Origin of the sequence: Arthrobacter terrae (assembly GCF_015708085.1) — a bacterium.
GTDB lineage: Bacteria > Actinomycetota > Actinomycetes > Actinomycetales > Micrococcaceae > Arthrobacter_M > Arthrobacter_M terrae.
Genome location: NZ_JADNYM010000013.1, coordinates 121,465 through 133,212, shown reverse-complemented (window position 1 = coordinate 133,212; position 11,748 = coordinate 121,465). Strand labels below are relative to the sequence as shown.

The following is an 11,748-nucleotide window of genomic DNA, read 5'->3' as shown; positions in this document are numbered from 1 at the left end:
CATTCAGGTCAACAACGAGCACCCGAAACCCCTGATCTGGGTCGCGACCGCAGACTCCATCCTGGAAAAAGTCGCCCGCGGCCGCGTCGCACTCCAAGCCATCAAGCAAAACTGAGACACACCACTACCACCTGGTCACGGCCAGAACGCACCCGGGACAGGCCTCTTTGGCCGCCCGACGACGTCGAGCCGCCACCCGTCGCTACCGTGGACGCTGACGCGCCGGAACCCGCCGCCAAAAACGGAACTACCCCGCAGTAATTTCCTGCGGGGTAGTTCGCATCACCTCTCCCTCGAATGCCGGGAGCTGCGACCTTTAGTGCTGGTGACCTGATTCGTCGTCGTCCTCGGCAGGCTTCTCCGTGACCAACGCTTCCGTGGTCAACACCAGAGCAGCGATGGAAGCGGCATTGCGCAGCGCCGAGCGGGTGACCTTGACCGGATCGATGATGCCGGCTTCGATCAGGTTGCCGTACTCGCCGGTCGCGGCATTGAAGCCGAAGCCATCCTCGAGTTCGCCCACCTTGTTGACAACCACGTAGCCGTCATGTCCGGCGTTCTGGGCAATCCAGCGCAGTGGCTGAGCGATGGCGCGGCGGACCAGTCCGACGGCTGTTGCGGCGTCACCGTCAAGGGCTGCCACCTGCGGATCCTCGTCCAGAGCCTTGGCGGCCTGGACCAGAGCCGAGCCGCCGCCGGCCACAATGCCCTCTTCGAGAGCGGCCCGGGTGGCGGAAACAGCATCTTCGATGCGGTGCTTCTTCTCCTTGAGCTCAACTTCCGTGGCGGCGCCGACCTTGATGACGCCGATGCCTCCGGCCAGCTTGGCCAGCCGCTCCTGCAGCTTTTCCTTGTCCCAGTCGGAGTCGGTGCGCTCCAGTTCGGCGCGCAGCTGCTTGACACGGTCCGCAACATCTTCCGTGGTGCCGGCACCGTCCACAATGGTGGTGGTGTCCTTGGTGACGGTAATCCGGCGCGCGGTGCCGAGCTCGTCGAGACCGATCTGGTCCAGGGACAGACCGATCTCCGGGGAGATCACCTGTGCCCCGGTCAGCGTCGCGATGTCCTGCAGCATGGCCTTGCGGCGGTCGCCGAAGCCCGGGGCCTTGACCGCAACCACGTTCAAGGTGCCTCGGATCTTGTTCACGATCAGCGTGGACAGAGCCTCGCCGTCCACGTCCTCGGCAATGATGAACAGCGGTTTGGCAGCCTGCAGCGCCTTCTCCAGCAGCGGCAGGAAATCCTGCAGCGAGGAGATCTTGCCCTGATGGATCAGGATGAGCGCGTCTTCGAGAATGGCTTCCTGGCGTTCGACGTCGGTGACGAAGTACGGGGACAGGTAGCCCTTGTCGAACTGCATGCCCTCGGTGAGCACCAGCTCGGTCGCCGTGGTGGAGGATTCTTCGATGGTGATGACACCATCCTTGCCGACCTTATCGAAGGCTTCGGCGAGCAGCGCACCGATCTCCGGGCTCTGCGCCGAGATGGCGGCAACTTCTGCTACCTGGCCGCCCTGCACCTCGCGGGCATTGTCCAGCAGGCGCTTGGCAATCGCGTCCACCGAGACCTCGATGCCGCGCTTGAGGTCTCCGGGAGCGGCTCCGGCGGCAACATTGCGCAGGCCTTCCTTGACCAGGGCCTGGGCCAGTACCGTTGCCGTCGTCGTTCCGTCGCCGGCGACGTCATTGGTCTTGGTCGCAACTTCCTTGGCCAACTGCGCGCCAAGGTTTTCGTACGGGTCCTCCAGCTCCACCTCACGGGCGATCGTGACGCCGTCGTTGGTGATGGTGGGAGCACCCCACTTCTTATCCAGCACAACATTGCGGCCGCGCGGCCCCAGGGTCACCTTGACGGTGTTCGCCAGCTTATCGATGCCGGCTTCCAGGGAACGGCGGGCAGCATCGTTGAATGCAAGCTGCTTTGCCATAAAATTTGTGTCCTTTCAAGGCGAAAACCCCGCACCCTTGACCCCGGAAGGGAGCGGCGGTGCGGGGATCCGTCAAAGCGAATTGTGCTTCAGGAAGACGGTTGGCTGTTGGTCAGCTAACCGGCTGCTTCACAACAAGATATTTTAACTACCAGTTACTTAACAACAATTTACTTAACAACAATGGCGAGAACGTCGCGGGCGGAGAGAACCAGGAGTTCTTCGCCACCGGTCTTGACTTCCGTTCCACCGTACTTGGAGTAGATGACGACGTCGCCGACGGCAACATCGATCGGAACACGGTTGCCGTTGTCATCAACGCGGCCGGGGCCGACTGCAACAACTTCGCCTTCCTGGGGCTTTTCCTTGGCGGTGTCCGGGATAACCAGACCCGAAGCAGTAGTCTGCTCCGCTTCCAGCTGGCGGACGACAATACGATCCTCAAGAGGCTTAATAGAGACCGACACTCGGACCTCTCCTTCACATGAGTAAAATCTACGGATTATTGCAATGTATGCGTCACTGTTGGTATTACCGACCGTCGTCGCGGTGCCGGTGGCAAAACCGTGGGCGCACTCATTTTCAATTAGCACCCTACGGGTGAGAGTGCTAACTCCGACTCTATGGTTTGGGTTGGCACTCGGTCAAGACGAGTGCCAGTTTTCGGACCTGGTACTGGTACCGGACGGAATTGCCCCGGCGCTGCCGGAGTGCAAGCATGAAGCCATGACAACCGGTGTGCCGGCAGTGCAGGTCCAGCAGCTGAAGAAGTCCTACGGCTCAGCCATGGCTGTGGACGACATCAGTTTCGAGATCCACGACGGCGAGACATTTGCCCTGCTCGGTCCCAACGGCGCCGGGAAAAGCACCACGATTGAAATTCTGGAGGGCTACCGGGACCGCAGCGGCGGGAACGTCACGGTCCTGGGCGTCGACCCCCAGCGCGGCGGCCTGGATTGGAAGGCCCAGCTGGGGATCGTGCTGCAGTCCAGCGGGGAAAGCGGCAACGTGACCGTGCTGGAACAGCTCACCCATTTTGCCGGCTACTACCCGAACCCCCGCAAGGTGAGCGACGTCATCGAGGCCGTGGGCCTGGCGGAGAAGGCGAAGATGAGGATCAGCAGGCTCTCCGGTGGCCAGCGCCGCCGGGTGGACGTGGCTCTGGGGATCATCGGCCGGCCCAGACTATTGTTCCTCGACGAGCCCACCACGGGCTTTGACCCGGCGGCCCGGCGACAGTTTTGGGGCCTGATCAACGGCCTCAAGACCGAGGGCACCACCATTTTGCTGACCACCCATTACCTGGACGAGGCGGCAACCCTGGCCGACCGGGCCGGCGTGATCGTGGGTGGAAAACTGGTGGACATTGGCACGATTGACGAAATCGGCGGGGCCGCCGCCAGGGTTCCGCTGGTGCGGTGGCAACGGGACGGCGTCGAGCACGCTCAGCGCACCAGCGAACCGGCTGCCCTCGCCGCGCGGCTTTACGCGCAGGCCGGTGGCGAGGTGGCCGGCCTGGAAATCACCCGGCCTTCTCTGGAGGACATTTATCTGGATCTGGTGGGCAACCCCGCTGGCACTGTCGCGGCCGCGGAAACGCCATGAATACCCTGACCTTGGGCGCCGCACGCATTTCTTATGAGCTGAGGCTGTATTTCCGTGCGGGCGATTCGGTCTTCTTCACGTTCCTGTTCCCGATCGTGATGCTGTCCATCTTTGCCGTTGCCTTCAGCACCAGCGGCAATATTGGCGCTGCCCCCGACGGCAGCGGCGGCATTTCCTTTGCCGCGTTTTACGTCCCCGGCATGGTGGCTGCGGGCATGCTGCTCAGCGGCGTGCAGAACCTTGGGGTAGACATTGCGGGCGAAAAGGGCGACGGGACGCTCAAACGGCTGGGCGGCACTCCCCTGCCCGTTTTTTCCTACTTCATGGGCAAGATCGGCATGGTGCTGGTCAGTTCGGTCCTGCAGGTAGCTCTGTTGCTGCTGGTCGCGCGTTTCGCCTTCAACGTCACGCTGCCGGGCGAGCCGGGCAAGTGGCTGACGTTTGGGTGGGTATTCCTTTTCGGCGTCATCACCAGTTGCGTTTTGGGCATTGCCCTGTCCGCACTCCCGCGCACCGGCAAGTCAGCCACGGCGGTGGTCATCCCGATTGTGCTGTTGCTGCAGTTCATCTCCGGGGTATACCTGAACTTTGCGCAGCTTCCCGGGTGGCTGCAGAACGTGGCAAGCATCTTCCCGCTGAAGTGGATGGCGCAGGGCATGCGCAGCGTGTTCCTGCCTGAGTCGTTTGAAGCGATAGAGCCCGGCGGTGCCTGGGACCTGGGGCTCGTTGCTCTGTTCATGGGGCTGTGGCTGGTGGTGGGCCTGATGCTGTGTCGCCTTACCTTCCGCTGGATCCGCAAGGACGGCTAGCCGACGGCGGGCGGCTAGGCTTATCTGCATGGCCCAGGAACAGATTGCCCCCCTTCTCACACCCCAGGGCTGGGAGCTGCTCAACTCCCTTGGTCCGTACTCCGAGAAGGATGCACTGGCGCTCAATTCCACACTCCGCAAGGCCGGCCACTCCCCCGAGTTGGTCTCCGCGGTACTGACCCAGTCCAGGCTGCGGACCAAAGCCGAGGGAAAATTCGGCGAATTTGCCCGCCAGATGATCTTTACGCAGACCGGGCTGGAACAGGCCACCAGGCTCAATGTGGCCGCCCGGCACGCGGAACGCTTTGCCGGTGCCGGCATTAGCCACGTTGCCGATCTGGGCTGCGGAATCGGAGCGGATTCGCTGGCATTTTCCAGCATGGACATCCAGGTCACCGCCATTGAGCTCGATGAAACCACCGCGGCCTGCGCCACCTTGAATCTGATGCCTTTCCCGACCGCCACAGTGCGTCAGGGGGAAGCCACCACGGTGGACCTGACCGGCGTCGACGGCGTTTGGCTTGATCCGGCGCGCCGGACCACCACAACATCCGGTACCACCCGGTTGTTCGATCCGGAGGCCTTTTCCCCGCCGCTGTCCTTTGTGGAGTCACTGGCAGCACGTGGACTGGCCGTCGGAGTGAAAATGGGGCCGGGTATTCCGCACGAGTCCCTCCCCGCGGGCTGCGAGGCGCAGTGGGTATCCGTCGACGGCGATGTTGTAGAAGCGACCCTATGGTTTAACGCACTGGCGAGGCCGGCCGTCAGCCGTGCCGCGCTGATCATCGGACCAAAGGGATCCGCCGAGCTGACCAGCCCCGTGCCTTACGACCCGTTGGCCCAGGACGTCGGGACCGGCCCGGCTGAGGGCTATCTCTACGAGCCGGACGGCGCAGTCATCCGCGCCGGGCTTGTCGCGGATCTTGCCCGGTCTCTGGGAGGCCACCTACTCGACCCCCACATTGCCTATATTTGCGCCGGGGAACTGCTGGACACGCCCTTTGCCTCGGTTTACCGCGTGCTTGAGGTGAAGCCGTATAACGTCAAAGCCCTCAAGGCGTGGGTTCGGGCCAACCGGATCGGTGTGCTGGACATCAAGAAGCGGGGAATGTCCGTCACCCCGGAGGAACTGCGCAAACAGCTGCTGACCGGATCGGGCAAGGGCCCGAACAAAGCCACGCTGGTCCTGACGCGGATCGGCGAAGACCGGGTCGCCGTCGTCGTCGAGCCCGTCAGTCACCGGGCCCTGCCGCGCACGCTGTGACCGCTGACCGGCCGTGACTGCTTTGTCTTGCTACCTTGAAGTGCGCACCTGACGCAGTGGCTTCCGTGGCGGGTCCCGCAGCGTACTGGCCAATTCAACCGTGCCCTCCAACAGCGCAACAATCCACTCCGGTTCAAGTCCACGCTTCCTATCGGCGGCCACACCGGCGCCGGCTTCAGCCTTGCTCTCCGCCCGCCCCGACCGCCCGTACCCGATCATCACCCATTGGGTTTTGCCTCCCTGCTTCAATCGTCTTCGCCGCGACGGCCGTTGTCGACCCGCAGTAAGAGGAACACCTCTCTTCAGGTGTTCTGCGCGTGGCCTCTTCCCTCATCGACTGTGCCGCAGACGTCCGATACAGGCCCGTATCGTGCAGCTGCAGCACAGTCGATGTGATGACAGAGCGCAACCGCCCCTTAAATGCCCGTACTCCGGCTCCTCGCAGAACGCTGCTGAGGAGCCGGAGTACGGGTGGAGATTGCTGCGGGTGCTACTTGGTGTTGACCGTGATGGTGGCTACGCCTACGAGCATGCCTTCCTTGACGGCGTCGGTCTTGAACGTCTTGTTCAGCAGGCCGGCAGCGACGTCGGAGATCTCCACCTTGGTCCCCTGCAGGATGGCGGTGTCGCCCTCGGTCTTCAACGGCATCAGGGTTGAGCCGTCCAGGTTGAAGATGTAAGCCTGCTTCACGGCGACGTCTCCGTTGACAGCGACATCTCCATAGAGCTTGGAGGTGCCCGGGTCGATCGTGAAGTTGGTCAGATCAACTTTGGTATCCCCGGCCGTCAGGGAGAACCCCGAACCGGCGTGATTGATCAGGCCCTGAACGAACGGACGGTATGACGATGCCGGGTCGTAGTAGTCGACCTTGCCGCTGGTGATCGGGAAGATCAGCGAGCCGTCGGTCAATTTAGCGGTTCCGACCACTCCGGGGGTGAGCTTGAGGGTCTCCAGCGCCTTAGCGAAGGATGCGTCGAGCTTGACGGCGGTGGTGCTGCCCGTCAGGGCCGGGATGGAGGCCAGTGGCTTAGGCATCGAGGCCATTGACGAGGAGCTCGAGGAGGAGTCCGTGGTGGTGGTGGAGCCCGCCGATTCGGTGCTGCTGCATGCTGCCAAGGAGAACAGGAGTGCACCCGATGCTGCAACAGCGCCGACGGTGGTGAAGATTGATTTGCGCATGATAAGTAGTCCCTAATCTTTGGATTCGGTTTCCGCAACCGGTCTGTTGTCCCCGGCTGCTTGCCTGTCAGAGGTACTTCGCCACCGCTGGGGATCCGGATGGGTGGCTCTATAACCGTTACCGTCCCGTGACCTCCGGGGCCCTGGGCCTTCGCCGCCTGCCAGCGCCGGGAGAGCCGCATGCGGGCCGGCTAACCGCTTGGCCGTCGAGCGTTCACACGACCGTGAAACCAGAAGGAAGTGCCCGGCGCCCGGTCAGCGCGGTGAGGACGCAAACACCGTCGCCGCGTTCAACTGCAATTCGTGCGGCCAGACCAGCAGCCTCCAGCAGCACCTGCGCCGGCAGAGCCAGCGTTAACCCGGCAGCGCCCGCTACATCGAGGCTGTGGACGGCCAGTTCAAATGTACGGGTCGGTAAATAATTGCGCAGATATATTCCTCCCGCGATCGTTTCGATCAGCACGTCACCCGAATTCTCCAAGGCAAGCAGAGAATCATCAACGAGGACCCGAATGGCTGCTGCGGGATCCGCTCCCAGTTGCCGGCCGGCCTGCCGCCCGCGCTCGGCCACTGCATCCGGGCTGGAAGACAGCGTTGTACGCGTAACGAGTGCAAAGTACCGTTCCGGGCTCGTGAGCACTTCACGGCTGGCGGGCTGGTGCAGGTAAGCGGTGACCGTGCTCAACGCTCTGCCGGCATGCCCAACGAGTGCGCGGAGGTCCCACACCCCGAGGCCAGCCTCCCCCCAATCATCTTTCGGAATCCGGGCGAGAAGATCTGCAAAGCAGAAAGCAGCGGACCGATACGTTGACAGTGCCGACTCCAAGGGACCCATGGCTTAATGGTGCACGAACGGAGCCGATCGTAGGCTTGTCGCGACGATGAACCCCTTGGGTCGGTCCGGGCCGGCCCCGAAAAGCCCATAAGGTTCAATAGTGAATGAACCCGAAAGCCGCGTAAGCGTCGACGTTGTCTTCCCGTGCCTGGATGAGCGCGGCGCCCTGCCCTGGGTTTTGTCCCGACTTCCGCCCGGCTATCGGGCAATCGTGGTGGATAACGGCTCCACAGACGGATCTGCCGCCGTCGCGGCGGCGTTCGGCGCAACAGTTGTCGCCGAACCCATCCGCGGGTTCGGATCCGCAGCGCACGCTGGCCTCGTCGCTGCCACGGCGGACTATGTGGCGTTCTGCGACTGCGACGGATCGATGGACCCGGCGGAGCTCCCGGCGTTGCTCGCCCCCCTTCTGACCAACACTGCTGACTTGGTTTTGGGCCGCCGGCGGCCGGAACGGCGGTCGTGGCCCGTGCATGCGCGGTTCGCCAATATTGTGCTCGCCTGCCAGCTTCGCCGGCTGACCGGAGAACGGGTGAGTGATCTTGGTCCGATGCGCGTGGCCCGTCGGGCGGACCTGCTGTCGCTGGATCTATTGGACCGGCGCAGTGGTTATCCGTTGGAAATGTTCCTTAAGGCCAGCCAACGGCACTGGCGGATCCTTGAACTGCCTATCGTCTATTCACCCCGAACGGGCAGGTCCAAGGTCACCGGAACGCTGCGCGGAACGGTGACCGCGGTCAAGGACATGTCCGTGCAGCTCAAGGCCGCCCGGAGCCTGGCCGCGGGAAAACCCGTCCAAAACCGCCGCGGCGCCGAAGAAAAGTAGTGATAACCGAAACTAATGTGACCGTTGCGGTCATCGCCAAAGAATGCCTGCCCGGCCGGGTCAAGACCCGCTTGTGCCCGCCGTTGACCCCCGCGCAGGCAGCAGCCGTTGCCCAGGCAAGCCTGAGCCAAACGCTTGAGTTCGTCAGGGGCCTTCCCGTGACCGGTCGGCTGTTGGTGCTGGATGGAACTGCCAGGCCCGAGGATTCGGACGGATTCCGGCTGATCCCCCAGGCAGCCGGCGGTCTGGATCAGCGGCTCGCTGCGATCTGCGCGGCGGTTCCGGGACCGCTATTGATCCTCGGTATGGACACTCCACAATTGGAACTGCAGCACATACAGGATTTACTGGACGATTGGGCGGCTCCGTCGCCGGTACATGATGCGTGGTTGGGACGGGCGTCCGATGGCGGTTTCTGGGGTCTGGCCCTTTACACGCCGCGCGGCGACCTGATCCGCGGCGTCCCAATGTCAACGGACCAGACCGGGGCAGCACAGCTGGCCCGGCTGACCGGGGCGGGTCTGCAGGTGGGCCAGTTGCCCATGCTCGACGACGTCGACACTTTTGCTGACGCCGCACACGTTGCGGCGACGGTACCCGGGACCGCTTTCGCTGCCGCAGTTGCTGCACTTGCTGCCGCACCCGCCGAAGTCGCTGCCGCGCTCGCGGCGGCCCCGGCTGAAGCTGTGGGGAGTCCCCGATGACTCAGACCATTTTCATGCCGGCTCCTGAAGCCGGCGCGCCACCCCTGCCGCCAAGGCTGCCCAAGCACCCGGGCACCGCACTCTTTGGACAGGGATCCTCCGAACCCTATGCCCGGGCACTTGGCCGTAAACAAGGATTACTGACGTTGCGGCCGCTGTCTCCGGAGGCCGGATTAGCACCGGTTACATTTGCGGTGGACGGCTGGTGCGCTCCTGCCACGACGCTGGAACGGTCGCTGGTGTCCGGTCTCGGCGGTCCGCTGTTGGACATCGGCTGCGGCCCGGGGCGGCTGCTGGCTGCAGCCGCATCCCTCGGGATCACCGCGATGGGCCTGGATACGAGCACCCAAGCGGTTCAACAGGCCCTCGAGAGGGGCACTCGCGCCGTGCGGCAGTCGGTCTTCGAGACCGTCCAGCACACCGGCCGGTGGCGCTCGGCGGTCCTGCTGGATGGAAATATCGGGATCGGCGGGAGCGTGAACGCCCTGCTGCGCCGCAGCCGCGAACTCCTGAGTCCGGACGGAACGCTGCTGGTGGAGGTGGATCCGGACGACGACGTCGATGCCGCCTTCCAGGCGGTTTTGGAGGACGACGACGGCAAAGTCAGCGAGCCCTTCCGCTGGGCCCGTGCGGGACGGACGGCTCTGGCCACCAGGGCTGCCGTCAGCGGGTGGGAATTATCCGCAACCCGGCGGGTTCAGGATCGGGTCTTTTGCTGGCTGACTCCCGCTCGGCTCAATCGCCGCCCGGCACGCCGCTCCAGCAGGTAGATAACCACAGCCGTTCCCAGGGCGAGCGCCAGCCAAAGCCAGGCCAGATGGGTCAGGTAATTCATTTCAAGCACACTCGTGTTCCGGGCGACCGATTGGGCCCGGAGCAGTATCCCGGTCAACAGGCTCATCATTGCGCCGGCCATGAGCGCACCTCGCAGGACGGCTGCCGAAGCACTTCCCAGGCCAAAGGTGAACCTGTTCAGGCCCGCTCCTGCCAAACTTGTCAGCGGGACCAGGATCCCATCATGGAGCAACACCCCGCAGGCCAGCCAGAACAGTAAACCCAGCAGCTGCGCCGGGCCGAGCTGTGAGGGCAGGCCGAGTAATCCGTAGACGGCGATACCGGCACCAAGCAGCCCCAAAACGATGCGGGCCGTGCGCACGCCGGTCCCGAACTTCGGTGTCGATACCGCCGGCTCGGATTCCGGCGCCGATTCCGGTATGGGATGTTGGATGGGTGTTTTCACAATATCTCCAGACTCTGCAGCCATTTGGTCTGCAGCACCCCGGGTCGTCCCGGGGCAATAATCCGCGCCGGATACCCATGGTCCAGATCCAGGACCTCCCCATTGAGCGCCAGCGCCACGAGGGTCTTTTGGTCTGCGGTATAAACGGCTGGCATGGTCATGAGCCGGTAGGCTCCCTCGGGTTCCAAACTGGTCACGAGCAGATCCGATTCCGGCTCAGCACCCATGGCCTGCACCAGGTCCCGGATCTGCACGCCGCGCCACCTTGCCGTCTGGCTCCACCCTTCAACGCAGGCAATCGGCAGTTCGTGCTCGGTCTGCGGTAGTGCCGCGAGCTCACTGAGGGTCAAGTTGCGGCTTTTTCCCCGGTAACTGACCTTCAGCGCCCAGCCTGGGTGCTGCGCCAGGGGGCCGACTTTCGCGTCGGCCGCGGTCCGGTTCACCGGTACGGACTGGGGCCCGGTACCCATTTTCCGCGGGGCGAAAAAGTTCACCGGGGACAACCAGGCAAAGGATTGACCGGCCGTTCCCAGCACCACCGCACCCGTGGTCACCCCGACTGCCGCCAGGAAGCCGCGCCGCGACCACCCTCTGGAAGCCGCCCCGCGTGCCGCGCTGCCGGAGCGCACCCGGTGCTGCCTGCCCGCCTCCGGAACCGCCGTCGCCAATTCCGCGTCGGCCGGTCCCGACGCCGCCGTCGCCAATTCCGCATCGGCCGGCTCCGGCGTCGTCAATTCGGTGTCGGCCGGCCCACGGGCACGGCGCCAGTTTGCGGCGATGAGCGGCAATTTGACCGCTATATGCAGCAGCAGTGAACCCATGATCACCCAGGCCAGCCAATAATGCGTCTGCCGGAAGGGGAAGGGCCATGGGTACCACTTGTACGTATTTATGAGCCCCGTCAGCACCTGCAGCAGCGACGCGGAAACGAACAAGCCGATGGATCCCCGCTCCAGCGCGTGCACCACCGACCGCACGGGAGGCCAGCTGAGCAGTTCAGGGTAGACGGACCATAGTTTGGCGAACAGCAGCGGGATGGACGCGATCCCGGAGGTAATGTGCACGCCTTGGGTCAGCTGGTAAATCCAGATCGGTCGGGTAAGGAAAAACATCCAGCCCGGCGGGTTCTGCAGTCCGTGACTGAACAACCCGGTGGCAAAGCAGACCATGAAAGTGAACGCAAGCCACCGGCCCAGCACCACCGAAAGTCTGGTACTGCGCACCGGCGAGGCAAATTTAGCCGCTAGCGCATCGGTCAGCCTGTTCATGCGTGGGGTCACACAACCTATCAATGGAAATAGCCGGGGAGGACAAACCTTTTCGTAGGGCCAACGGCTGGGGTAGCCGATTGGTGCCCC

At 63.7% G+C, this 11,748-nt stretch carries 12 protein-coding genes; 6 read left to right on the top strand and 6 right to left on the bottom strand.

What is annotated here, in order from left to right; all coding sequences use genetic code 11:
* Window positions 1-316: 316 nt before the first annotated feature.
* Together groL and groES are read right to left on the bottom strand one after the other, a co-directional pair.
* Window positions 317-1,927, bottom strand: a complete 1,611-nt coding sequence (gene groL / locus IV500_RS11775) for a chaperonin GroEL (protein WP_196396999.1) — start codon at window positions 1,925-1,927, stop codon at window positions 317-319.
* Window positions 1,928-2,097: 170 nt separating this feature from the next.
* On the bottom strand, window positions 2,098-2,394 hold the full coding sequence (gene groES / locus IV500_RS11770) for a co-chaperone GroES (protein WP_113719120.1): 297 nt from the start codon (window positions 2,392-2,394) through the stop codon (window positions 2,098-2,100).
* 259 nt (window positions 2,395-2,653) lie between these two features.
* Here groES and IV500_RS11765 point away from each other — a divergent pair, with 259 nt between their 5' ends.
* The 3 genes from IV500_RS11765 to IV500_RS11755 are packed head-to-tail and all read left to right on the top strand — an operon-like array spanning window position 2,654 to window position 5,605.
* Window positions 2,654-3,532, top strand: a complete 879-nt coding sequence (locus tag IV500_RS11765) for an ABC transporter ATP-binding protein (protein ID WP_196396998.1) — start codon at window positions 2,654-2,656, stop codon at window positions 3,530-3,532.
* On the top strand, window positions 3,529-4,341 hold the full coding sequence (locus tag IV500_RS11760) for an ABC transporter permease (protein ID WP_196396997.1): 813 nt from the start codon (window positions 3,529-3,531) through the stop codon (window positions 4,339-4,341). Before IV500_RS11765 ends, IV500_RS11760 begins: the two co-directional genes overlap by 4 nt.
* 28 nt (window positions 4,342-4,369) lie before the next feature.
* Window positions 4,370-5,605, top strand: coding sequence for a THUMP-like domain-containing protein (locus tag IV500_RS11755; RefSeq protein WP_196396996.1), 1,236 nt, complete (start codon window positions 4,370-4,372; stop codon window positions 5,603-5,605).
* 490 nt (window positions 5,606-6,095) lie between these two features.
* Here IV500_RS11755 and IV500_RS11750 read toward each other — a convergent pair whose 3' ends face one another.
* Together IV500_RS11750 and IV500_RS11745 are read right to left on the bottom strand one after the other, a co-directional pair.
* Entirely contained in the window at window positions 6,096-6,785 is a 690-nt protein-coding gene (locus tag IV500_RS11750) for a hypothetical protein (RefSeq protein WP_196396995.1), read from the bottom strand.
* Window positions 6,786-6,999: 214 nt separating this feature from the next.
* Window positions 7,000-7,620 (bottom strand): maleylpyruvate isomerase N-terminal domain-containing protein, encoded by a 621-nt coding sequence (locus tag IV500_RS11745; protein WP_196396994.1) that lies wholly within the window; start codon window positions 7,618-7,620, stop codon window positions 7,000-7,002.
* A gap of 100 nt (window positions 7,621-7,720) precedes the next feature.
* On the opposite strand from IV500_RS11745, the gene IV500_RS11740 reads away from it, so the two are divergent.
* Genes IV500_RS11740 through IV500_RS11730 form a run of 3 tightly spaced genes read left to right on the top strand, consistent with a single transcriptional unit; the run spans window position 7,721 to window position 9,920 of the window.
* Window positions 7,721-8,446, top strand: a complete 726-nt coding sequence (locus IV500_RS11740; protein ID WP_196396993.1) for a glycosyltransferase — start codon at window positions 7,721-7,723, stop codon at window positions 8,444-8,446.
* A complete protein-coding gene (locus IV500_RS11735) occupies window positions 8,446-9,150 on the top strand; it encodes a TIGR04282 family arsenosugar biosynthesis glycosyltransferase (protein WP_196396992.1) in 705 nt (234 codons plus the stop codon). The genes IV500_RS11740 and IV500_RS11735 overlap by 1 nt, the downstream gene beginning before the upstream one ends.
* Window positions 9,147-9,920: a class I SAM-dependent methyltransferase gene (locus tag IV500_RS11730; protein WP_196396991.1), complete on the top strand. Its 774-nt coding sequence runs from the start codon at window positions 9,147-9,149 to the stop codon at window positions 9,918-9,920. The genes IV500_RS11735 and IV500_RS11730 overlap by 4 nt, the downstream gene beginning before the upstream one ends.
* Here the strand turns inward: IV500_RS11730 and IV500_RS11725 are convergent.
* A complete protein-coding gene (locus IV500_RS11725) occupies window positions 9,848-10,390 on the bottom strand; it encodes a hypothetical protein (protein ID WP_196396990.1) in 543 nt (180 codons plus the stop codon). The two genes, IV500_RS11730 and IV500_RS11725, sit on opposite strands and share 73 nt — an antisense overlap.
* Window positions 10,387-11,658, bottom strand: a complete 1,272-nt coding sequence (locus IV500_RS11720) for a molybdopterin-dependent oxidoreductase (RefSeq protein WP_196396989.1) — start codon at window positions 11,656-11,658, stop codon at window positions 10,387-10,389. Before IV500_RS11720 ends, IV500_RS11725 begins: the two co-directional genes overlap by 4 nt.
* Window positions 11,659-11,748 lie beyond the last annotated feature (90 nt).